General features: G+C 68.3%; 21 protein-coding genes and 1 tRNA gene. 5 read left to right on the plus strand and 17 right to left on the minus strand.

What is annotated here, in order from left to right:
* Window positions 1-187 precede the first annotated feature (187 nt).
* The 3 genes from MHA02_RS10400 to MHA02_RS10410 all read right to left on the minus strand — a co-directional run bounded on the left by MHA02_RS10400 (window position 188) and on the right by MHA02_RS10410 (window position 1,490).
* Window positions 188-496 carry a hypothetical protein gene (locus MHA02_RS10400; RefSeq protein ID WP_147078576.1) on the minus strand — a complete coding sequence of 103 codons (309 nt, stop codon included), beginning with the start codon at window positions 494-496 and terminating at the stop codon, window positions 188-190.
* A gap of 80 nt (window positions 497-576) precedes the next feature.
* Window positions 577-653, minus strand: a tRNA-Pro gene (locus MHA02_RS10405).
* Between the two features lie 84 nt (window positions 654-737).
* Window positions 738-1,490 (minus strand): 4'-phosphopantetheinyl transferase family protein, encoded by a 753-nt coding sequence (locus tag MHA02_RS10410; RefSeq protein ID WP_147078577.1) that lies wholly within the window; start codon window positions 1,488-1,490, stop codon window positions 738-740.
* Window positions 1,491-1,723: 233 nt separating this feature from the next.
* Here MHA02_RS10410 and MHA02_RS10415 point away from each other — a divergent pair, with 233 nt between their 5' ends.
* Window positions 1,724-3,019: an MFS transporter gene (locus MHA02_RS10415; RefSeq protein WP_238180368.1), complete on the plus strand. Its 1,296-nt coding sequence runs from the start codon at window positions 1,724-1,726 to the stop codon at window positions 3,017-3,019.
* Window positions 3,020-3,280: 261 nt separating this feature from the next.
* Complete coding sequence (locus tag MHA02_RS10420; RefSeq protein ID WP_238180367.1) at window positions 3,281-4,243, plus strand: LysR family transcriptional regulator; 963 nt, start codon at window positions 3,281-3,283, stop codon at window positions 4,241-4,243.
* Here the strand turns inward: MHA02_RS10420 and MHA02_RS10425 are convergent.
* The 8 genes from MHA02_RS10425 to MHA02_RS10460 all read right to left on the minus strand — a co-directional run bounded on the left by MHA02_RS10425 (window position 4,207) and on the right by MHA02_RS10460 (window position 12,438).
* Window positions 4,207-4,428 (minus strand): hypothetical protein, encoded by a 222-nt coding sequence (locus MHA02_RS10425; RefSeq protein ID WP_147078580.1) that lies wholly within the window; start codon window positions 4,426-4,428, stop codon window positions 4,207-4,209. The two genes, MHA02_RS10420 and MHA02_RS10425, sit on opposite strands and share 37 nt — an antisense overlap.
* Window positions 4,429-4,646: 218 nt before the next feature.
* A complete protein-coding gene (locus MHA02_RS10430) occupies window positions 4,647-5,519 on the minus strand; it encodes an RNA polymerase factor sigma-32 (protein ID WP_147078581.1) in 873 nt (290 codons plus the stop codon).
* Window positions 5,520-5,772: 253 nt separating this feature from the next.
* Window positions 5,773-6,369 (minus strand): CarD family transcriptional regulator, encoded by a 597-nt coding sequence (locus MHA02_RS10435; protein WP_147078582.1) that lies wholly within the window; start codon window positions 6,367-6,369, stop codon window positions 5,773-5,775.
* A 443-nt stretch (window positions 6,370-6,812) separates the two neighbouring features.
* A complete protein-coding gene (gene fdxA, locus MHA02_RS10440) occupies window positions 6,813-7,151 on the minus strand; it encodes a ferredoxin FdxA (RefSeq protein ID WP_147078583.1) in 339 nt (112 codons plus the stop codon).
* Window positions 7,152-7,386: 235 nt separating this feature from the next.
* Entirely contained in the window at window positions 7,387-7,686 is a 300-nt protein-coding gene (locus MHA02_RS10445; protein WP_147078584.1) for an RNA-binding S4 domain-containing protein, read from the minus strand.
* A 36-nt stretch (window positions 7,687-7,722) separates the two neighbouring features.
* Window positions 7,723-11,088: a helicase-related protein gene (locus MHA02_RS10450; RefSeq protein ID WP_238180366.1), complete on the minus strand. Its 3,366-nt coding sequence runs from the start codon at window positions 11,086-11,088 to the stop codon at window positions 7,723-7,725.
* 89 nt (window positions 11,089-11,177) lie between these two features.
* Window positions 11,178-11,504, minus strand: a complete 327-nt coding sequence (locus tag MHA02_RS10455; RefSeq protein ID WP_238180365.1) for a hypothetical protein — start codon at window positions 11,502-11,504, stop codon at window positions 11,178-11,180.
* A 52-nt stretch (window positions 11,505-11,556) separates the two neighbouring features.
* The gene (locus tag MHA02_RS10460) at window positions 11,557-12,438 is read right to left on the minus strand and encodes a DUF3108 domain-containing protein (RefSeq protein ID WP_147078612.1); all 882 of its coding nucleotides are present in this window, start codon (window positions 12,436-12,438) and stop codon (window positions 11,557-11,559) included.
* A 412-nt stretch (window positions 12,439-12,850) separates the two neighbouring features.
* Between MHA02_RS10460 and MHA02_RS10465 the strand changes: the two genes are divergently transcribed.
* The gene (locus MHA02_RS10465; RefSeq protein ID WP_147078585.1) at window positions 12,851-13,045 is read left to right on the plus strand and encodes a DUF2735 domain-containing protein; all 195 of its coding nucleotides are present in this window, start codon (window positions 12,851-12,853) and stop codon (window positions 13,043-13,045) included.
* Window positions 13,046-13,072: 27 nt separating this feature from the next.
* On the opposite strand, the gene MHA02_RS10470 is transcribed toward MHA02_RS10465, so the two are convergent.
* The 6 genes from MHA02_RS10470 to MHA02_RS10495 all read right to left on the minus strand — a co-directional run bounded on the left by MHA02_RS10470 (window position 13,073) and on the right by MHA02_RS10495 (window position 18,582).
* A complete protein-coding gene (locus MHA02_RS10470; protein WP_147078586.1) occupies window positions 13,073-14,299 on the minus strand; it encodes an acyl-CoA dehydrogenase family protein in 1,227 nt (408 codons plus the stop codon).
* A 156-nt stretch (window positions 14,300-14,455) separates the two neighbouring features.
* A complete protein-coding gene (locus tag MHA02_RS10475) occupies window positions 14,456-14,776 on the minus strand; it encodes an HPr family phosphocarrier protein (protein ID WP_147078587.1) in 321 nt (106 codons plus the stop codon).
* Window positions 14,777-14,949: 173 nt separating this feature from the next.
* On the minus strand, window positions 14,950-15,351 hold the full coding sequence (locus MHA02_RS10480) for a PTS sugar transporter subunit IIA (RefSeq protein ID WP_147078588.1): 402 nt from the start codon (window positions 15,349-15,351) through the stop codon (window positions 14,950-14,952).
* Window positions 15,352-15,476: 125 nt separating this feature from the next.
* Window positions 15,477-15,992, minus strand: coding sequence for an HPr kinase/phosphorylase (locus tag MHA02_RS10485; RefSeq protein ID WP_147078589.1), 516 nt, complete (start codon window positions 15,990-15,992; stop codon window positions 15,477-15,479).
* A complete protein-coding gene (locus tag MHA02_RS10490; protein WP_147078590.1) occupies window positions 15,989-17,839 on the minus strand; it encodes a sensor histidine kinase in 1,851 nt (616 codons plus the stop codon). The genes MHA02_RS10485 and MHA02_RS10490 overlap by 4 nt, the downstream gene beginning before the upstream one ends.
* A 32-nt stretch (window positions 17,840-17,871) precedes the next feature.
* Window positions 17,872-18,582, minus strand: coding sequence for a response regulator transcription factor (locus MHA02_RS10495; RefSeq protein WP_147078591.1), 711 nt, complete (start codon window positions 18,580-18,582; stop codon window positions 17,872-17,874).
* A 367-nt stretch (window positions 18,583-18,949) separates the two neighbouring features.
* On the opposite strand from MHA02_RS10495, the gene MHA02_RS10500 reads away from it, so the two are divergent.
* Complete coding sequence (locus tag MHA02_RS10500) at window positions 18,950-19,705, plus strand: HugZ family pyridoxamine 5'-phosphate oxidase (protein ID WP_238180363.1); 756 nt, start codon at window positions 18,950-18,952, stop codon at window positions 19,703-19,705.
* 107 nt (window positions 19,706-19,812) lie between these two features.
* The gene (locus tag MHA02_RS10505) at window positions 19,813-22,740 is read left to right on the plus strand and encodes a response regulator (protein ID WP_170249166.1); all 2,928 of its coding nucleotides are present in this window, start codon (window positions 19,813-19,815) and stop codon (window positions 22,738-22,740) included.
* Window positions 22,741-22,781: the final 41 nt, after the last annotated feature.

Raw genomic sequence — 22,781 nt, forward strand, 5'->3', positions numbered from 1 at the left:
TAGAGCGCGAACGCCTGCAGCTCGCCGGTCGCGCGGCTGATGATGCACCACACCGGGCAGTCAGGCCGTGGCTGGACGCACAACTGCGCGATCTCGGGCGGGTCTGCCGGCGGAGGCGGAAGTGCCGATCGGGGAAGCTGTGAAATCAGAGGCTATCGATCTCGGTGGCACGCATCGGCTGATCCTCTCAGGCGGGACGGGGGAGGGCGGCGTACCTCGCTAGGACGTGCCAGTGGTCAACTGAGGCGAGGGTGTCGAGGGCAGCCAGCACCGGATCCAGCGCGTCCGGCTCGCATTCGGCCTCCTGGCGCAGCAAGCAATCGAGGCGGGCACCGCGCAGGCCAGTCGAGGAGCGGACGTTAGCGCAGAGGGTTCGGAAGTGGGCGCGGCGCTCGGCTTCGTTGAGATGATCGCAAACGGAGCCCAGCAGTTGGCCGGCACGATCATCGGCCCGTTCTCCGAATCGGATCGGCTTCGGCGTGATCGCGTCGCCCAACACACGACAAAATCCCTCGTAAGAACGAGGACTCTGTCGGTTATTCTGTCGCTTAGGTCAGTCGGGATCGACCTGAATTTTGGTCGGAGTGGCAGGATTTGAACCTGCGACCCCCACGTCCCGAACGTGGTGCGCTACCAGACTGCGCTACACTCCGAAGCTCGGCCCTCGGGCCAGCGAGCGGGCTTATAGCTGGGGGTTGGTCCACCCGCAAGCGGATTGGGCAAAAGGATTTCGGCGCTCACGCCGGGCCGGAAGACCAGTCCGGCATGAGGCTGCGCAGGGCGCAGGTTCGGCCCGGCGCCTCGATGGCGACGGCCGCGACATGGCCGGGGGCGGGGGCGAGATGCTGCAGGCTCCAGGCGCGCGCGGCGTCCGCCGATCCGTCGATCGAGAGGAGGGCGGCCGCGGCAGGCGGGATCGACACGGCGAAGCGGTCCAGGGGAAACGCGAGCCCGAGGCCCAGCGCCTTCACGAAGGCCTCCTTGCGGGTCCAGCAGGCATAGAAGGCCGTCTGCAGCGCCTCGGCCGGGAGACGCTGCAGGGCCGAGACCTCGCCAGCCGCGAAATAGCTGCGCGCCAGGCTTAGGCAATCGGGGATCGGCCTGATCCGTTCGACGTCGACGCCGATGCGCGCGTCGGGCGACAGGGCGATCAGGCCGACGCCGCCGGAATGCGAGAGGTTGAAGGCGAGGTGCCCGCGCCAGGGGCCGTCGAGTTCCGGTTTGCCGGCCTCGTCCGCGAGGAAACGAACGTCTGCCGGATCGGCAGCGAGGGCGCCTGCCAGGATCCGCCGCAGCGCAGCGTGGCTGGCAGCGTAACGGTCGCGGTCTTCCTGGCGCAGGAAACGAGTGGTCCGCTGGCGCTCCTCGTCCGAGAGGGCGGCGAGGCAGGCATGGCGGCCGGCCTCGTCGAGGGTGAGAGGGACGCGCCACACGGTGGGCTCGTGCAACGGACCCGGTGCTGCGACGGTCCAGGCGACGCGGTCGGTCACGGCCGTCCTCCCGGCGGGCGCGACGACGGAGTCAGCAGGCTTCGGGCAGGGACGCCGCGGCTTTCCGTTAAAATTCTGCGATGCGACAAGGGCCTCAGCGGACCAGGCGTTGGCTTGCCGACGAGAGCCTGCTTAGGCTGGGCGAAGCCACCGGAGGACGCGAGCGGTATGATCGACCATCGTGCCGCCCCGGCTCGCTGCGTCCTTGCCGCGCCACAGGCCAGGGCGTCCGCTTGAGCGCTGCTCCTGTCTCGGCCGATTGGCAGCCGACGCTGGCCTGGCCCGGTGCCCGGTACGTCGTGTTCTTCGGCGTGTATCTCTATCAAGGGCTCGTCGCCGGCTTCTCGCTGACCGCGCTCGCCAACCATTATGCCGGGATCGGAATTCCGGCGAGCGAGGTCGGCCTGCACTTCGCCATAGCCGGTCTGCCCTGGACGCTGCAGCCGATCCTGTGGGGGCCGCTGATCGACCGGGCCGGCGGGGCGCGCATGGGGCGTCGCAGGGTCTGGGCGTTCTGGGCGGTGCTCGGTGCGCAGGCGAGCCTCGGTCTGCTCTGGTTCGTGCCGGGGCCGGAGGCGCTCGGCTGGGTCGGCCTCGCCTTCCTCGGTCACAGTTTGTTCGCGGCGCTGCTCGATACCGCCTGCGACCGCATGATCATGGATCATGTGCCGGAGGACGCGTTCGGACGGATGAGCGGATGTACCCGCGGCGGCTTCGTCATCGGTACCAGTCTCAGCGCGGCCGTGTTCTCGACGCTGCTCGCCTCGATGAGCTTTTATGGGTGCATCGCCGTACTCATGGCGCTGAGCACGCTGGCGCTGCTGCCGCTCGTGATCGTGCGGGAGGCGCCCGGTGATGCGCTCGTCTCCCTCGCCAGGCGCGCCGATGGGACGGCACGGCAGACGCGATCGTTCAGGTCGTTCCTGCTGCGGTTGCTCGTGGGCCTGCGTCGCCCGACGGCCCTGCGGCTGCTGGTCTTGTGCTTCTGCGTCGATTTCATCCTCTCTCTGTTCGAGGTGCGCTTCAACGTCGAGGTCGTGCAGGCGCATGGTTGGGACGCCGCCGCCTTGTCACGACTTCAGGCCGGCCTCGCGCTGGCGAGCGGTACGGTCGGCGCGCTCGTCATCGGGGTGTGGTCGGACCGGGCCGGACCGCTGCCGGCGCTGACAGGTCTCTTCCTCGGCGGCGCGGCCACCTTCGGCACGGCTGCGATGCTGATCGGCGCCGATCGCGTCGCGACGGCCGCGCCGCTGATCCTCGGCCTGACCAACGTGCTGCCCACACTCCTCGTCGTGGCGCTGGTGCCGGCCCTGATGCGGGCCAGCCGTGGGCGTCCGGGCGCGGCGACGCAGTTCGAAGTGTTCATGGCGACGATGAACCTCGGCTCCGTCGGCGGAGGCGGCGTGTCGGGCCTGAGCGCCGAAATACTACCGAGCGGCGCCGTCGCGGGGCTCGTCGGATTGGTGTTTCTCACATGCGCCGGCTTGAGCAGGCGGCCGGCCCTGCTTTTCGAAAATTGTACGCGATAGGTCTGGTAGACCACAGCTTTTCAGTCTTGACAGCGTCGTATCCTGCCATCTGAAACCATCATATGTGTATTGTTCCAGGTGAGGGAAACAAGTTTCATGGCCCAAAATGAGACAGAAAATGCAACCCGATATTGATCGCGAGCGTGTATGATCTATGGAGATTGGAACGGTTCACAATCGGCAAATCCTGCGGCGGATCTTGCCGGCTTCTGAACGAGAGGGACGGGGACACTCATGCCGCATCCGCAAGTTCTCCGAGACATGGCCTTGTTTGTCGAGGTCGCGAAACGAAAGAGCTTCAGCCAAGCTGCCGTTGCGCTTGGGATGCCGATTTCTTCGCTGTCTCGGCGAATTACGTTGTTCGAGTCGGCTGTAGGACTGCGTTTGCTCGACAGGACGACGCGTAAGCTGGTCCTGACATCTTACGGCGAGGCTTATCTCAGCCAGGCGACCCGGCTCGTGGAAGAGGCGCAACGCACCTTTGACGATATGGTTTCGCAGGCCAAAGGACCCAGCGGGTTCCTCAAGATCGCGGTGCCGCCCGATTTCTGGGTCCTGCGCCATCTCTCCGGCGTCATTTCCGAGTTCTCCCGCGACCATGAGCACGTGCAGATCCACGTGGATCTGCGGCCGGCGCCGGTGGACCTCGCCGCCGACAACTACGACCTCGCCATCGCGATCGAAGAGCCGCGCGAAACCTCGTTGATCGTGCGCAAGGTGGGGGAGTTGGAGAACGGCCTGTTCGCCTCACGTTCGTATCTGCTGGCGCATGGTCGGCCGCAGCATCCGCGTGACTTGAGCCAACATCGCATCGTGCTGCCGTCCCAAGGGGCAAGCTCGAACTGGACCCTGACGCGGGGCACGGAAACCGCATCGGTCACCGTCGGCGGACCGGTTTCCTGCAACAGTCTGAGTCTCGCACGCCGCTTCGTCGTCTCAGGACAGGGCATCACCCCGGCGAACCTGATCAACGTCGAACGCGACGTGCTGAGCGGCAAGTTGGAACGGGTGTTGCCGGAATGGCGGCTGCCGCCGACGCCGGTCTACATCGTCACGACGTCCCGGCTTCTGCCCGCCAAGGCGCGCAGCTTCATTGATTTCGCGACGAAGCGCATCAACGCGATCCTGACCGCCGTCGCACGAGGAACGCCAGTGCCCGAGACGATCGATATCGATCCGTCCCGCGATTACTCCCCTGCGCCCGTCTTCGCCCTGCGCTCCTGAACAGCTTGCATGGCGTGACCACGGTGCAGAAAGATGGTGGCGAGATAGCCTCCTTCCGCCAGCGCGAGGGTGCCGTAGAACAAGGCGGTCGCCTCGTACCACGCGAGTTCATGCCGTAGTGCGGCGATGAAGACGAGGCTCGCGAGGGCCGGCACGAGGGCGGCGAGGAACGGAAGAGGCTTCACGGAATGCCCGCGGAGGAGACAGGAAAACGGAGAGGCCGCCACGCGACCCGATATCGTCCTAACCTGCCGGTTCTCGAAACAAGAACAACCCCACGGTGTTGGAAGCATATTTTCTCCGACCGTGTGCCGGATGCCTCACCCCGTCTTTCATCGCTTGGACAACGGACCGACGGGGTGCAGTCTACCCCGTCGACCCGCTCGCCAAGATCTGAGTTCGTTCAGGCGTAGATGTTGTTCGCCGAATTCGGGAACCGATCGGCCAATGCGCGGCGGAGTTTCTCCAGAGCGCGGTTTTCGATCTGCCGGACGCGCTCCTTCGAGATGCCGAGGCGATGCCCAAGGGCTTCCAACGTGGCCTGATCCTCGGCGAGGCGACGCTCGCGCAGGATCCGCAACTCACGCTCCGACAGGACGGTGAGAGCCTGCTTGAGCCAGCTCAGCCGGCGCTCGCCATCGACCGTGGCGGTGACGGTCTCGTCAGGCAGTGCGGCACCGTCGACGAGGAAGTCCATGCGCTCGGAAGAGGCCTCGCTCTCCTCGCCCACCGGCGCATTCAGCGACATGTCGGGACCCGAGAGGCGCGCATCCATCAGCGCCACGTCCTTGGTCGAGACGCCGATGGCGATGGCGATGCGGCTGTGGATCTCGGAGCCGACCTGCTCTTCGGTGGATTGCATCAGCCGAGCGCGCAGGCGACGCAGATTGAAGAATAGTGCCTTCTGGGCGGAGCTCGTCCCACCGCGCACGATGGACCAGTTCCGCAGGATGTAGTCCTGAATCGAAGCCCGGATCCACCAGGTGGCGTAGGTGGAGAAGCGAACCTCCCGCTCCGGTTCAAATCGAGCCGCAGCTTCCATGAGACCGACATGCCCTTCCTGGACGAGGTCGGCCATGGGCAGGCCGTAATGGCGGAAGCGGCCGGCCAGCGCGATCACGAGGCGCATATGGGCCGAAATCAAACGATGAAGGGCTCGCTCATCCCCCTTGTCCTTCCAGCTGACTGCCAGACCACGCTCTTCGTCTCGCGCGAGAAAGGGCGCCTCCATCGCGGTCCGTATGAACTGACGCCGAATTCCAGCGATTTCCGCCATCCCCGTCGTGCCTTTCTAGTCAGAGTCTTCTGGCAGCAGGGGCGTCGCCACATCGGAGACGATCGGGCAAGCCCTCGCTGGGCTCAGGCACAACATGCCGACCGCGGCCGTTGTTCCGCATTTTTCGCGGTGCGACGTGGAACGGACCGAAAGATTTTCAAGTGGGCCAGACCAGGCCGATCCACAAAAGAAAAGACCCGGCGCTGGCACACCGGGTCTGGATTCGATCGGATCGGCCGAGGAGAGAAATCGTTCAGGCGGCTTCTTCCTGCACGTCGTCGCTCTCGGCTTCGCCCTCCGCATCGGCGTCCGCCTTCGCACGGCGCGGCGACTTGGCGAGGCTCTGCTCGATCAGCTTCAACGCTTCGGTCTCGGTGATCTTGTTCACCGACGAGATCTCGCGAACCACGCGATCGAGGGCGGCCTCGTAGAGCTGCCGCTCGCTGTAGGACTGCTCGGGCTGCGCCTCGGAGCGGTAGAGGTCGCGCACGACTTCGGTGACCGAGATCAGGTCGCCGGAATTGATCTTGGCCTCGTATTCCTGGGCGCGGCGCGACCACATCGTGCGCTTCACGCGGGCACGGCCAGTGAGCACGTCGAGGGCCTTCTTGACGAGTTCAGGCTCGGCGAGCTTGCGCATGCCGACGCTGTTGGCCTTGGCGGTCGGAACGCGCAGGACCATCTTGTCCTTCTCGAAAGCGACGACGAACAGCTCGAGCTTGTAGCCGGCGATCTCCTGTTCCTCGATCGCGGTGATGCGCCCGACGCCGTGAGCCGGATACACGACAGCTTCGCCGGTCTTGAAGCCCTGACGGCCTGAGGCGGTCGTCGTCTTCTTGGCTGTGGTCATGCGAACAGGGCTCCAGATCATCGCGCGGATCAGACGTCCGCACAGGGTCACTTCCGGGTCGGGACACCCGGCTCACACCACTTGACCGGCAGGCGCTGCTCACGCTCCCGCCGGCTCCCGGGCTCGCCATGCGTCCACGCAAAGACTGAACCGCCGCGGAAAGCATCGGGGCTTCCCGCGGTCGATCACATGCAACCTCTATCCAGGGCTGGAGCCGCAGGAGAACGGCGGAGGGAGCACGTCAAGCGAGTGCGACGGCAGACACAGGTCTACCACAATCCAGGCTTCGAATCAAAGGATTGCCGGCGCAGGCCGACGCGTCCGCGCGAGGGGCCGGCGAAGCGTGGACGTCGATCGAACCGCTGCGGAGAGCGCTCTGTCCGGTCCGGCTCTTAGCGGAGCATCCGGGCCTGCGGCTCTCGGTCGCCGTCCCGGGATCGCGATCAGTCGCCGGTGCCGGGGCTGGCCGAGAAATGCGCTTCGAGCTTGCCCGCGACGCCGTCCCACTCCTTGGCGTCGGCCGGAGCATCTTTCTTCTGGGTGATGTTTGGCCAGCTCTTGGCATAGTCCGTGTTGAGTTTCAGCCAGCTCTCGAGGCCCGGCTCCGTGTCCGGCTTGATCGCCTCGGCCGGGCATTCCGGCTCGCAGACGCCGCAATCGATACACTCGTCCGGGTGGATGACGAGCATGTTCTCGCCTTCGTAGAAGCAGTCCACCGGGCAGACCTCGACGCAGTCCATGTACTTGCACTTGATGCAGTTGTCGGTGACGACGTAGGTCATGGGCTGCTCGGTCCTCGGAACGCTTTCTCGGGCCTGTCCTGCCGCGTGCGGTGACGGACCGTGCAGGTCCGTCGGGCGCTGGTTTCCCGTCGGGCGGCGCACAGGATGGAAGGCGACCTGCACGCGTTCGTGCGCCTTAGCCCCTGCCCACGGGGCTGACAACCCGATGCGGACTGCCAGCATCGCCATTGGCGACCCGGTGTCGCTTCGTCGCCATGGTGGCGGCCCGGTCCTGCTACGACGTGTCCCGATCGTCGGTCGGTAAGTCGGTGCCGCCGAGGTCGGCGTAGAGGCCGCGGGCCTCCGGTGCCGGGCCACGCCGCTGGCCGAGATCGACCACGCGCACCAGAGCCGTGACGTGCGTTGCCGCGACGGTGAGGACGTCGCCGACGGCAACGCCCTTGGCTGGCGCCTCCGCCCGTCGGCCGTTGATCCGCACGTGCCCGTCCGCGACGAGGCGCGCGGCGAGAGAGCGCGTCTTGGCGAAGCGCGCGAACCAGAGCCACTTGTCGAGGCGCTGGCGGTCGACGCTCAACCGGGACCGTGCTCCACCGCCGGCATCCTCATCCGGTCAGCGCTTGCCGCCGTCGCCGGATTCGAGCTGCGCCTTGAGGGCGGCGAGCTTGGCGAAGGGCGAGTCGGGATCGACCGGACGTTCGCGGCGTGGCGGCCGGGCTTCGACCTTGCGGACCTCGTCGCGTCCCTGATCGGGGCGGCGATCCGGCCGACCGCGCTGGTCGCGGCGCGGACCACCGTCGGCGCGAGGCTCGGGCCGGGAGATGCCATCCGGACGATCGCCACCACGACGGTTGCGGTCGTCGCGGCCGGCGCCGTCCGGCCGGCGGCCATCCCGGCGTCCGCCTTCGGGCCGCGGCTCGCCGGTCCGGACCTCGCCGGAGCGGCCATCGCCGCGCGGACCGCGGTTCGGCCGCTGGCCGGCCGGGCGCTGGTGGCGGTGCAGGCGCCAGATCTCGATGGTCTCGGGCTCGGCGGCGACTTCGGGCTCGGCCGAAGCCGCGGTGTCGGGCTGCGTCTCGGCGGATGCGGTTTCGGACGAAGCATCCGCGTCCGCTGCGAGGACCTCGGGCGCCGGCGACTCGATGGTCGGTTCTGCCGCAGGCTCCGGCACCGAGACCTCAGCGGCCGGCTCCTCGGCGGTTGCCGCAACGGGCTCCGGCTCGGCAGACTGCGCTTCAGGCTCGGGAGCAGCGGCCGTCGGCGCAGCGTCCACCACGGTTTCGGCGACAGGCTCGGCCGGTGAGGCCTCGGAAGGTGCCTCTTCGGACGACACGGCGACGGCGTCCGTCGTCTCGGCCACGTCCGAAGCGGTTTCGGTCGTGTCCGCAGCCACGTTGCCCGAAACCTCGGCTTCGCCGGAAACAACCTCTTCGGCGCCGGCTTTCTGCTGCGCAGGCGCAGCCGAAGCAGCCGGTGTTGTCGCGGCGGCGGGCACCAACGGAACCGTAATCGCCGGCCCGGGACGTGCCTCGGAGACGTAGCCGAGCGACTTGAGGATCGAGGCGAAGTCTTCCCCCGAACAGCCGACCAGCGAGGTCATGTTGACGGTGGCGACGAAGCCTTCGCCGTCGGCGGTGCCGGCCGGCGGGTCACCGGGCGTGGCGCCGGGGCGGTAGGCGATGGCCGGGCGGATCAGGTCGGCGAGACGCTCGAGGATGTCGACGCGCACGGCCCGCTCGCCGCAGACGCGGAAGCCGGCGGCGCGATAGAGGCCCTTGGCGATCTCGGGATCGACCTTGATCGAGGTGCGGCCGGAGCCGGCGAGATGCGCGATCTCGTCGAGGCCGCGCTGGTCGAGTCCGCCGTTGCGCAGCGCCCAGAGCTGGGCGGCCAGCGTGCGCGGTGCCGGCTTCAGCAGGGCCGGCAGAAAGATGTGATAGGCGCCGAAGCGGATGCCATGGCGGCGCAGGTTCGCCCGGCCGTCCTGGTCGAGGGTGCGCATCTCCTGTGCGACTTTGGCCCGCTCCAGCACGCCGAGGGACTCGACCACCTGATAGCCGATGCCGCGGGAGAGACCCGTCAGGTCGGCGGCGGACTCGATTTCCGTCAGCGGCCCGAGCAGGCGCACGACATAGGCCTTGAGCCAGGCGTTCAGCCGCGTCTCGACCTTTTCCCGGTGGGGTCCGGTCAGCCCGTCGTCGGCGATGATGCGTAGCCCCGGCTCGAACAGCTTGTCGCCGGGCACCAGCTTGGCCACCGGGTCGCCCGTCCAGCGCACGATGCCGTCATGCGACAGCACGAGGGCGGAATCGGCCGCTGCGGAGAACCGCTCGGCCCGCCCCTCGATCTCGCCGGCGAGCGCCTTCTCGGCCGCGTTGCGCAGGGTCTTCGCTTCATGCCCTTCGGCATTGGCGTCCGGGACGAACTGAAAGCCGTGGAGGTGGCCGACATGTTGACCCTCGACGGTGACGTCACCGCCGGGAGTGATCACAGCTTCGAGCATCGCGTTCTCTCGTAAGCGCCGCATCAGGACGCTGGTCCGTCGGTCGACGAAGCGGCTCGCGAGGCGCTCGTGCAGGGCATCCGACAGCCTGTCCTCTACCCGACGCGTCTCGCCCTGCCAATGCAGGGGGTCGATGAGCCAGTCGGGACGGTTCGCGACGAAGGTCCAGGTGCGTCCCTGCGCGATCCGTTGAGACAGGGCGTCGATGTCCCCGTCGGTGCGGTCGATCATCTTCACGTGCTTGGCGAACCAGTCGTTCGGGATACGCCCCGCCATGCCGCGCATCAGGAAGCGGAAGAGCTGGGCGACGAGGTCGGCGTGCGTCTGCGGATGGACCTTGCGGTAATCCGGCACGCCGCAGGTGTCCCAGAGGCGCCGCACCGCCGCCGGGCTCGTCGCCATGTCGCGGATGTCGTCCTCGCGGGCGAGGATCTCGAACGAGGCCTGGTCCTCGCCGAGCGGCGCGCGGGTCAGGCCGGGCTCGCGCGGATATTCGTCGAGGCTTTTCTGGAGCGCATCGAGGGATGCGTAGCTCAGATCCGGGTTGCGCCACTGCAGCATGCGCACGGGATCGAACTGGTGGTTCTCCAGCGCCTCGACCATCTCCGGCTCGAACGGCTTGCAGCGCCCGGTGGAGCCGAAGGTACCGTCGGAGAGGTGGCGGCCGGCGCGTCCCGCGATCTGTCCCATCTCGGCCGGCGTCAGCTTGCGGAAGCGGGTGCCGTCGTATTTCCAGGTCGCGGCGAAGGCGACGTGGTCGACGTCGAGGTTCAGCCCCATGCCGACGGCGTCGGTCGCCACGAGGTAGTCGACGTCGCCGGACTGGTAGAGCTCGACCTGGGCGTTGCGGGTGCGGGGCGACAGAGCGCCGAGCACCACCGCCGCCCCGCCGCGCTGACGCCGGATCAGCTCGGCGATGGCGTAGACCTCCTCCGCCGAGAAGGCGACGATCGCGGTACGCCGGGGCAGTCGCGAAATTTTCTTCTCGCCGGCGAAGGTGAGGCTCGACAGGCGCGGGCGGGTGGTGACGTGCACGCCCGGCACCAGCGCCTGCACCAGCGGCGTCATGGTCGAGGAGCCGATCAGCAAGGTTTCTTCGCGGCCGCGGCGATACAGCAGGCGGTCGGTGAAGACGTGGCCGCGGTCCATGTCGGCGGCGAGCTGGATCTCGTCGATGGCGACGAAGGCGACGTCGAGATCGCGCGGCATCGCCTCGATGGTGCAGATCCAGTAGCGCGGCCGCTCCGGCTTTATTTTTTCCTCACCGGTGACCAGCGCGACTTTTTCCGGCCCCACCCGCGCGACGACGCGCAGATACACCTCGCGGGCGAGCAACCGCAGCGGCAGGCCGATCATGCCCGTCGGATGGGCTAGCATCCGTTCGATGGCGAGATGGGTCTTGCCGGTATTCGTCGGGCCGAGCACCGCCGTGGCACCGCGCGAGCGGGCATGCGGGGGGAGGTGGTGAAGATTCATCGGTGTGGTCGGCGACCCCTGCGGCCTCCGTTCACGGGAGGTCCGTCGTTTCAGCCCGCCTGCGGTGCCGGCTTCTGCACGGAGCCCGCTCAAGGGCTCCGGGGCCGCGGCGGCCTGCCGCCGGACGGCGACCACCCGTCATATGGGGTCGGCTGGCGCCCGGGACCAACCTGCGGCGTGATGATCGGGTTTGCGTATATGTCGACCCGCGCCGGAGGCTGCTGGGGGGCGAGGTCGGCGCAGAGCGTGTCGGGCGTCGCGGTGAGCGGGCCGCGCCGGGGCGGCCGGTGCTCGACCACCTGGGCGGAGGAGAAGGCGTCGCCGCCGCAATCGGAACCGCCGGCCGAGAGTTCACCACCCTGCGACGCCGTGGCGGCACAAGTCAGGAGGAGCACGAGGAGAGGCGTTGGGCGCATGGGGACATCATAGCGGCAAGCGTAAACATTCCGCCTGCGATCCCAACCGCCTTCAGTGGGCGGCGAGACTCGCCTGCGCCGTCGGTGCGCCGCCGGAGCGGGTCCAGCGGGTCGCCTCGATGATGTTGGTGCCGAGCGTCGTGCGCACCGAGATCCGCATCGGCAGCAGCACCCGTGCGCCTTCGACGGGGGCGAGCCAGACCGACATGTCGGTGTTGTCTTCCATGAACTTTACGCCGGGCCGGTCGGGCCGATGGCCGCCGATGGCGATGTAGCGCGCGTTGCAGACGAGGACCGGGCCGCTGTAGCCGGGTTTGTCCACCTGCCGGGTCTCACTGTAGCTGAGCACCACGTTGAAGCGGGTGGCGCCGTCGAAGACCGGCAGGGTGCGGTTGCAATTGGCCGGGTCGGCGAGGTCGCCGCGTCCGTGCGCGGGCATCAGCAGCGCGCTCGCCGGGTCGACGATTCCGCGCTTGGCCGCGGCCGAGACCGGCACGCGGTCGCCCATATCGATGAGCGGCGGGGTGATCTCGGCACGCGAGACGTTGCCGTTGGCGAGCGCCATCCGCACGGCGATGCCGGAATTCGAGGTCCGCGTGGCGATCGAGAAGGCGTTCGGCAGCGGCTTCTCGGAAAGATTGCCGGCGGCGCGGGCCGAGCCCTGGCCGCCGGTCACGGCGCCGACGAGACCGGTGAGCTGGGCCGAGACGTCCATGCGGTAGCGGCTGCCCTCGAAGGCGCCGGAGATCTGGGCGGTCCCGATCGGGAAGCCGGCGAGGTTCACGCCGTAATCGACGACGACCGCGGCGCCGCCGGGGGGAGCCTTCGGCGCTCGCGGGCGGGCCTCGGCGCCACTCCCGAGGCCGAGGGCTGCGATACCGAACAGCGTGGCCGCCGAGACGAGAGCTTTGCGCGGATGAAAGAGGGCGGACATGGTCACGACAGGGGTGTCCTCAGAACGGCGCCCGACCGGGTGTCCCGCAAATCGCCCGCCGAGCGGGACTTCCTGCGAGGTGCACTGAACGCCGGCGCCGCACGCGTCATTACGGCTCCATCGTCCAACCTCATGGTTAACAGACGGTTCTTCGCCGGGAAGTCGCCGTCAGGTCACACCGGCCGACTTCGCAGAACGAGCATGCATCGGGCGCGGTCCGCCTCTGAACCGGCCCTATGGTCTCGCCGACACTGCTGCAGGTGCTCACGAATGGAATGAAATTCATCATGCTCATAATGAAAGCATTCGCGGCTTTTCATCCTTAAGATCATGTTAACGACTTGAAAGGTCTGATACGAAGACCGAATTGCCGAACAGGTAAAAGCAGGATCACGAAAGCAGAGGCGATCCGATGTCTATGAGCAGCCAGCAGGAGTCGGCGCGGATCTATCAGTTCGTGCCCAAGGTCCGCCCGGGTCAGCAGGCCCGGCACGATGGGACCGCGGCCGTCGTCGAGCTGATGCCGACGCGACTGCCGCTCTGCGACTTCGGAAGCGGTTCGTATCACGACGCCGCGATCCAGGAGGATCGCTCCCGCAAGCGGTGATCCACAACCACACGCAGGTCGCCGCGCTCACGCCTTCGGTAGCATCCGGTCGCTGATGATGCGGCGCTGGATCTCGCTGGTGCCTTCGAAGATCGTCGTCAGCCGCGCGTCGCGCCAATAGCGCTCGACGCGCCGCTCCGTAGTGTAGCCGTTGCCGCCGTGCAGCTGCATGGCCTGGTTGGTGACCTTCACTGCCATCTCGGTGGCGAGCAGCTTCACCATGGCGCAGCCGCTCTCCGCCGGCTCGCCCTCATCCAAGAGATGTGCAGCCTGCTGCCAGAAGGCGCGGGCCTGTGCGACTTCCGCCGCCATGTCGGCCAGCGCGAAGCGTAGGGCCTGAAACTCGCCGATCGGGTGTCCGAACTGCTCGCGCTCCTGCAGGTAGGCCTGCGTGTCCTCGACGGCGGCGCGCGCTACGGCCACCGCCCGTGCGGCGGTATGGACCCGGGCGATGTTGAGGCCGCGCTGGACCGAGGCGAATCCGCCGGAATCCGCATCGGCACCCTCGTCGCCGTAAAGGCCGGTGAGCCGGTCGCTCTCGGGCACGCGTACCCCGTCGAGCTCGAGCTCGAAGGTGAGGAAGCCGTGGTAGCCGATCTTGTCGATCACCTTGCCGGTGACGCCTTCGGGAAAGGTGCCCGGCTTCTTGATGACCAGGAACGGCTCCAGCCCCGCCGATCGCGGCTCGCCCTCCCGCGGGTCGCGGGTGCGGGCCAGAACCTCGATGAAGTCGGCGGCCTTGGCGAAGCCGGCCCAGCGCTTGGTGCCGGTGAGCACCCAATCGTCGCCTTCGCGCACGGCGCGGGTCCGTACCCCGGCGAGATCCGAGCCGGCGGTGGGCTCCGAGAGCGAGATGCTGCCGATCCATTCGCCGCGCGCGGACTTTCGCAGCAATTCGCGCTTGCGGTCGTCGTCGAGGGTCTGCGTGCCGAGGCCCTGGCCACGCGCCAGGATCGAGCCGACGGACAGCCAGGCGCGGGAGAGCTCCTCCGAGATCAGGCAATATTCGAACACGCCGAGACCCATGCCGCCGTACTCGGTGGGGATGGTGATGCCGAACCAGCCCTTCTCCGCCATGGCGTCGATGAGCGAGCGCGGCATCTCGCCCTTCTGCGGGTCGAGTTCGTCGGCGATCGGCATGACCACGTCGCGGGCGAAGGCGCGGGCCTCTTTCTGCAGACGCACGCGCGTCTCCGTCTTCCAGGGTGAGAGCAGGTCCGGCGGCCGTGGCTGATGGCGGTCCTGCTTCGGCATGGGGGCTCCCGAGTCCGTGGCTTTCCGAGTGGAGGGCCGCGCCAGCAACCGCGGTCATGGCGGTCTATCTAGGACCGGGCCAAGTCATCGCCACGGGCACAGTGCCGCTATTCCCCCGGTTTCGATCGCTGAACGTCCGGAAAGCGATCGGGACGCCTACTCGTCTTCTCCGAAACGGTTGGCGAGCAGCTCGCCGATCGCGTCGAGCGCCGCCTCCGCATCCTCGCCGACCGCCGTGACGAAGATCGCGGTGCCCTGCGCGGCGCCGAGCGTCAGCAGACCCATGATCGAACGGCCGCCGACGGTCTCGCCGGCCCGCGTCACGGTGACGATGGCCGAGAAGCGTTCGACCGTCTGCACGAACTTCGCGGAGGCCCGCGCATGGAGGCCGCGCCGGTTGATGATCGGCAGCGTGCGCAACAGGCCGCCCTCGGGGACCTCCGGCGCGGCGTCGTCAGTCTCGAAACTCTCGCTCATCGGCGCGGCGTCGTCCCTGGATACGGTCGTGCCGCTGACCGGCATCGTCTCAGCCAGCCCCATTCGATCGGGACGGCGCGACCGCAGATAGGGCGGTCAAGCTGAACGGCGACCGACGGGAACGGTTGGACTTTCGGCGAAACCGCGTCTGCTGCGGCTCTCGCGTGGTGCGATTATTTGCCGGCGAGCACGCGGGAGGCGACGTTGATGTACTTTCGGCCCGCTTCCTGGGCATGGAGCACCGCGTCGCCGAGGCTCTCCTCGTCGCGCACGCTCGCGAGCTTGATCAGCATTGGCAGGTTGATTCCGGCGACCACCTCGACCTGGCCACCGTTCATACAGGACAGCGCGAGGTTGGAGGGCGTGCCGCCGAACATGTCGGTCAGTACGACGACGCCCGATCCGGTGTTCACGCGGCCAACGGCAGACATGATGTCGCGGCGACGGAGCTCCATGTCGTCCTCGGGACCGATCGTGATGGTCTCGATCTGCTCCTGAGGACCGACGACGTGCTCCAGAGCGGCCTTGAACTCGGTCGCCAGCAGGCCGTGGGTGACGAGCACCATGCCGATCATGGAAGCGCTTTCCGACGCCGTCAGAGCGGGGCCGCCAAGTTGTGCAACGCGAGGTATAGCGCAAGACATTCGCGACGCTTTGCTCATTCTCACGCCACCAACATGACATGATGGCGATGCGGGCGCTACACGTCGCAGGGTTCTGCCGCCAACAGGGCGGCGGAGTGCGTCCGCGAAGACACGATCCCGTCTTGCTGCATTGCAGCGAGTGCCTGTCGAATCACGTATGCGTGAGGTCGATGCGGTTCAAGGCGGAGGCGGGGGAGTGCGACGCCGAGAATCAGCACCGGATCTGGTGGCTGGGCAGGAAGGCGAGGGGCATCCGCGACGAGGTCGACGACGAGGCGAATCACGGCGGCGTGAGCGACGTTCACGAGCCGTCGAATGCCGACGCCCCGAATCTCGATGAGACCGGCCACCGCCGGATGGCCCCGTGCGACGATCCGGCCATGACGCGCTGCCAGGAGGACCCGGTCGTCGCCGACGAGTCGCGCATGCGCGGCGGCCCCATCGGCGTGATCCAGGAGTTCGAGGCAGAGCGTGGATTTACCGGCCCCGGCTGGGCCTCGGATCAGGACGCCTGCCTCTCCGAGCACAAGGCAGGTCGCATGCCAGCCGGTCTCGTCACCGGCCACGCTCACGCCGCCTTCTCGTCCGGACCGAACAGGTCGGCGCGCGTGGCCGGTGGCAGGCGCACGATGAATCGCGCCCCGCGGATCGTCGGCTCACCGTCCTCGTCGGCCGGGCCGGGCCGATTCTCGGCGCGGATGCTGCCGCGATGGGCCTGGATGATCTGGCGCGAGATCGAAAGGCCGAGGCCGGAATTCTGGCCGAAACCCTGCTCGGGACGATCGGTGTAGAAGCGCTCGAAGATCCGCTCCAGGGCGTGCTCGGGGATGCCCGGCCCTTCGTCCTCGACAATGAACTCGATTTCCTTGGCCGAGCGCCGCAGCGCCAGCCGCACCTTCGCGCCGGGCGGCGAGAACGAGCGGGCGTTGTCGAGCAGGTTGTTCACCACCTGACCCAGCCGGCTGTCGTGGCCGACGATGCGGAACGGATCCTCGAGCTCGCCCGGCGGCGATTCCATGTCGAACTTGATGATCGCCGCGTTGGCGCGGCGGCGCTCGTTCGCCACCGAGACCACGGTGGTGAGGAGCTTCTTGAGGTCGACCCGGCGCGCCTCGGCGCGGCCGAGTTCGGCGTCGAGGCGCGAGGCGTCGGAGATGTCGCTGATCAGGCGGTCCAGGCGCTTCACGTCGTGCTGGATGATCTCCAGCAGGCGGCCGCGCGATTCCTCCGTCCTGGCCAGCGGCAGGGTCTCGACCGCGCTACGCAGGGAGGTCAGCGGGTTCTTCAGCTCGTGGCTGACGTCGGCGGCAAAGCTCTCGATCGCGTCGATGCGGCGGTAGAGCGCCTGGGTCATCTCGCGCAGCGTACCCGAGAGATGGCCGATCTCGTCGGTGCGGCTGGTGAAGTCCGGGATCTCCTGGCGCGACTTGATGCCCATGCGCACCTTCTCGGCCGCATCGGCAAGGCGCCGTACCGGTCCGGCGATGGCGCCGGCGAGCAGGATCGAGAGCACCAGCATCACCGCCGCGGCGACGAGAAACACCTGCAGCAGGCCGAAGCGTTCGGAGGCGATGACGCGGTCGATGTCGTCGCCCTGGGTCGAGACCATCAGGGCGCCCCGCACGCCGCCGGTGCGCTGGATCGGCACGGCCACCGAGACCACGGTCTCGCCGGAGGCGTTGCGGCGCACGATGGTGCCGCGTGAGCCCGACAGGGCCGCCTCGACCTCCTTCAGGCTCTTGCCGTTCTGCGGGCCGACCTCGTCGGCACCCGTGCGATCGCCCAGCATGAGACCGAGGACACGGATCTGCACGAAGTCCCAGGCCTGTTCGAGAAAGTTGCGCTTCCGGCGCGGCAGCGGTTCGGGCCGCGCTCCGTCACCGCGGGCCGAGAGGGAGCGGGTGTCGAACAGCAGCCCGCCTTCCTGGTCGTAGACCCTGGCGCGGTGGCCGGTGGGCGTCACGAGGCGCCGCAGCAGCGGTGCGACCTTTTCGGGGTTCAGCGAGAAGCTCAGCGTCGAGGGGTCGTCGTCGCCGTCCTTGCCCTCGCCGGCCTGCAACTGCAGCAGGCGGTCGGGATCGACCTGGATCGCGTCGCTGCCGACGGAGGCCTGCGCCGCGATCGCGCCGGCGATGATCTCGCCCTGCACGAGGAGACTCTGCACCCGTGCCTGGATCAGCCCCTGCCGGAACTGGTTCAGGTAGAGGAAGCCGAACAGCAGGACGATGAGCCCGACGAGGTTCAGCACGACGATGCGCCGCGTCAGGCTCGACGAGGCCCGCTGGCCGATCCCGTTCCAGAGGTCGCTCAGCCAGTTCAGCGGCGGTTGCCGGAACAGCATCGCGAGCTTGGCCGCAAAGCCGGTCCGGGGCGAACCCGGCTCGTCGGAGATCGGATTGCGGAAGAAGGGGGCGAGCATCGCGCTGAGGCGGTTCGTCCTGAAAAGACTTCTCACGATTCCTTGAAGCGGTAGCCGACTCCGTACAGGGTTTCGATCATCTCGAAATTGGTGTCGGTCACTTTGAACTTCTTGCGCAGGCGCTTGATGTGGCTGTCGATGGTGCGGTCGTCGACATAGACCTGATCGTCATAGGCCGCATCCATCAGGGCGTTGCGGCTCTTCACGACGCCGGGACGCTGGGCGAGCGACTGCAGGATCAGGAACTCGGTGACGGTGAGCGTCACCGGCTCGCCCTTCCAGGTGCAGGTGTGGCGCTCGGGGTCCATCATCAGCAGGCCGCGTTCCAGGGAGCGTGCGGCGGCGTCGGCCTCGTTCTTGGCGGCGTTGGCCGGGTCCTTCGGGGCGAAGCGGCGCAGCACCGCCTTGACCCGCTCGACCAGAAGCCGCTGCGAGAACGGCTTATGGATGAAGTCGTCGGCGCCCATCTTGAGGCCGAACAGCTCGTCGATCTCCTCGTCCTTCGAGGTCAGGAAGATCACCGGAAGGTCGGATTTCTGCCGCAGGCGCCTGAGAAGCTCCATCCCGTCCATGCGCGGCATCTTGATGTCGAAGATCGCGAGATCGGGGGGCGAGTGCTTCAGCCCGTCCAGCGCCGAGGCGCCGTCGGTGTAGGTCTGGATACGGTAGCCTTCGGTCTCGAGGGCGATCGAGACCGAAGTCAGGATGTTCCGGTCGTCGTCGACGAGGGCGATGGTCGGCATGCGCTTTCCCTGACTAGTCGGCGTGTCGGCGGTCGATCGTAAAGAGAGAGCCGCCCCGGCGCCGGTCCTGTTGAACAGGCTGGCCATGGCGCGATAGCGGCCCGCTTCGGGGGCGGGTTCAGATCGCGCAACAGAGTCAGGTCCTTTACGACCATCGCCGGGAAAAAGCGAGCGCCCGTCATAGCTTGGCCATATCGGAATGCCGCCGCGGCGTCCCGCCCTCGTGCCGCGCCATCCAACCGCGCTATGCTCACTTCCCAATCCGGCGCCGCGCCGGGCAGGAGGGACATCGATGTCGGAGAACGGGCCGTCGAACCAAGTCGCTGAGCCGGTTGGCGCTTCCCCGCCGCGAGTGCAAGCCCGGCCGATGCCCGCCGCCGAGGCCGGCTTCGATGCGATCGGCCTCGGCCGGCACCTGCTGCGCACCATCCGCTCGGGCGCCCTCGCGACCCTCGATCCGGGGGACGGCATCCCGTTCGCCTCCCTCGTCACCATCGCCACCGATGTCGACGGCACGCCGCTGATGCTGCTCTCGCGGCTCTCGGCGCATACCCGCAACCTGATGGCCGATCCCCGAGCCTCGCTCTTGTTCTCGGCCGGCGGCAAGGGCGACCCGCTCGCCCATCCGCGCATCACCGTCACCGGCCGCGCGATCCGGACCGAGGAGCCGCGGGTGCGCGAGCGGTTCCTCGCCCGTCATCCGAAGGCGAAGCTCTATGCCGACTTCCCCGATTTCGGCTTCTTCGCGCTGGAGCCGATCGCCGGTCATCTCAACGGCGGTTTCGCCAAGGCCGCCACGCTGACGCCGTCGGACCTGCTGCTCGACCTGTCGCAGGCCGAAGCGATCGTCGCGGGCGAACGCGGCGCCGTCGAGCACATGAACCTCGACCATGCCGACGCGCTGGAACTCTACGCGAAGGGAGCCGGAGGGGAGGGGAGCGGCTGGCGGCTCAGTGGCCTCGACCCGGAGGGCATGGACCTCCTGGCCGGCGACCGCACCACGCGCGTCCTCTATCCGAGTCCGGTCGCCGACATGGGCGGTCTGCGCAAGAGCCTCGTCACGATGGCCCATGCCGCACGAGCCGGCGGCGGGGGCGCACCGGATCCGGCGGCAAGCGTTTGACGATAGCGGGAAAAGCTCGCGCGAGGCCGATCCGGTCAATCCTCTGGCAACCACTGTTGGTCTAGCTCTGGACCGTATCGGAGCGGATGGGGCAGCGGACTTTCGGGATGATCGGCGCCGGTCGCACGCATTCACTCGTCGGCTTGTTCGCTCGGCTCGCATTCGCGCTCGCCATCCCGCTGGCGATCTTCACGGCCGTCGCGGCGTTCTGCTACGGGCAAAGCGAGCATGCGCGCCTCACCACGGTCGGGCGGCTGACCGGCGACCACCTGCGCGAACGCGTCGACCGCGAACTCGCCGAGATGACGGCGATCGCCCGGACGCTCGCGACCTCGCCCGCGATCGATGCCGGCGACGATGCCGCCTTCGACGCCCAGGCGCGGGCGGTGATCGACGTCGACACCGCCACAGTCGTGCTGGCGGATCTCGACGGACGTCACAGGGTCCATACCCGTGCCGAGCCCGGTCGGACGCTGCCGACCATCCCGAGACCCGCGATCGTGGCGGCCGTGACCGCTTCCCGGCAACCATACGTGTCCGGCCTCATGGTCAGTGGTCTCACTGGCCGCCGGATCGTCGGGGTCCATGCGCCGGTGATCCGCGCCGGCGTGGTGACGAAAATCGTCTCGGTCGTCGTCCGGGTCGAGCATTTCGAGACCCTGATCGAGCAGGAAGGCATCGGCAAACCCTATTCCGCGGCCATTCTCGATACCGACGGTCGGGTCATCGCCGCAACGCCGGGAGACCCTGCTGCTGGCGCCGACGAGCCGGGGGCCGGCGGCGGCACGACCACCGTGCATCATGCCAAGCACGCGCCGTGGACAGTCGTGGCGGGCGTGGAGTCGGCGGCCCTGGAGGCGCCCCTACGGCTATCGCTGGCGCTCCTCGCCGGCTTCGCGGTGTTGCTGGCTGCCCTCGGAGGCCTGATCGCCCTGCCGGCGGTGCGCCGCGTCTCGGCGGCGATGCGGGCCCTCGCCTCGGCCGCCGAAGCCGTCGGTCAGGGCAGTCCCGTCAGCCTCGCGGCCAGCTCGATCCGGGAGATCGACGTGATCGGCACGGCGCTTGGTACGGCCTCGCGCAGCCTCATCGAGCAGCGTGCCGCCGCCGTTGCCGCGCAAGCCTCCCTCGAGGCACTGGTGGAGGAACGCGGTCGCGCCCTGGAGGCAAGCCGGGCGCACCACCGGGTGCTGGCCGAGAACCTCAGCGACGTCATCGTGATGAGCCGGCACGGCAGCGGTGCCCTCAGCTCCGTCTCGCCGTCGAGCGCGCGGATGTTCGGCTACGAGCCCGAGGCGATCAAGAGCTTCGACATCGGCGACAACATTCACCCCGAGGACGTAGCCGCCGTGAGAGGCATCGACGCTGCGCTCGGCGCCGGCCAGCGGAGCGTGACGTGCCTGTTCCGCACACGCCGCCACGACGGGGCCTGGATCTGGATCGAGAGTGTGACCAGCCGGATCGCCTCGGCCGGTCCCGACGAACCCGACGTCATCTCCGTGCTGCGCGACGTCACCGAGCGCCAGGGCCATGCCGAGGAGTTGCGCATCTCCCGCGACGTGGCCGAACTCGCCCAGGCCAAGGCCGAGAACGCCAACCGGGCGAAATCGGAATTCCTCGCGGTGATGAGCCACGAGATCCGCACGCCGCTCTCCACCATCAAAGGTTTCTCGGAACTTCTCGCCGACACGGCTCCGTTGAGTGCGGAGCAGAGCCGCTACATCGCCCTCGTCGACGATGCGACCGCGACGATGCTCACGGCGGTGGAGGACATCATCGACTTCGCCAGGATCGAGGGCGGCGACCTGCATGTCGATCCGCGGCCCTTCGGGCTCGCCGGCGCGATCGAGGGCGTGGCCGCGTTCCTGCGCCCCGTGGCCGCCCGCCGGGGCGTCGCCGTCGGCGCGACCATCGCCCCCGACCTGCCGCCCCACGTGCTCGGCGACGAGCGGAGACTACGCCAGATTCTGCTCAACCTCCTGAACGTGCTGCTCAGGAGCCGCCGCGGCGGCCTCGTCACCATCTCGATCCAGAGGCGCCGCGGAACGCAGGACCGGATCGGCTTTAGCCTGTCGTCGAGCGGAGGCCGTGCCGTCGCGACGGATGCGATGGGGCTCGGGCCGATCATCGCACAGCGGATGATCGGGCTGATGGGCGGCCGGCTCGAGACGACGGCCGGTGGCAACGAGCCGTCGACCTACCGCTTCACGCTGCCGTTCCCGGCCGCCGAGGCTCCCATTCCGGTTCCCGCTGCCCCCGGAACCGTGCTCGGCCGGCCCGCCCGGCTGCTCGTGGTCGAGGATCATCCGATCAATCTGGAAATCGCCTGCAAGCTCCTGGAGCGTGCCGGGCATCTGGTCGATACCGCGTGCGATGGTGCGCGCGCCGTGGCTGCGGTGCAGGAGCACAGCTACGATCTCGTGCTGATGGACGTGCAGATGCCGGAGATGGACGGGCTCACGGCGACGCGCCGCATCCGCGCACTCCAGCATCCATCCCGGCGTGTCCCGATCCTGGCCATGACCGCCGGCGTGCTGCCCGATCAGGTGAAGGGGTTCCTTGAGGCCGGCATGAACGGTCATGTCGCGAAACCGGTGGACCGCAAGGGCCTCTGCGCGGCGGTGGAGGCGCAGCTCGCCTCCTCGCTGGTGATGGAGACCCGTCGCGACAGCGGCGGCGAGGCGCCTACGATCTTCGACCGCGCCGCCTATGACGGCCTGATCGCGAGCCTCGGGGCCGAGGCGGCGGAGAGCGCCTTGCGCGGGTTCGTGGTGCTGGTCGAGGCCGTCCACGGTGCCGACCCGACGAGCCCCGGCGCCGCCCGGACAGATGCCGAGACGATCGCCGTGGCGGCCCGCCGGCTCGGCTTCCTCGACCTCGCTTCGGCGCATGACCGCCTGGCCGAGGCCGCGCCCGGACCGGCCGAACAGGCCGCCCTGACACGCGCCCGCGTCGCCCGCGATCTCGCCCGCCGCGTGTTCGACGAACTCGCGCGAAACGATCGCAGCGAGGCCCGGCCCCAGGTCGCGCTGCTGTGAGGCGAGCGACGTCTTCGTGACGCGTTCGTGTGCCGCCTTGG

Source organism: Methylobacterium haplocladii, assembly GCF_007992175.1.
Lineage (GTDB): Bacteria > Pseudomonadota > Alphaproteobacteria > Rhizobiales > Beijerinckiaceae > Methylobacterium > Methylobacterium haplocladii.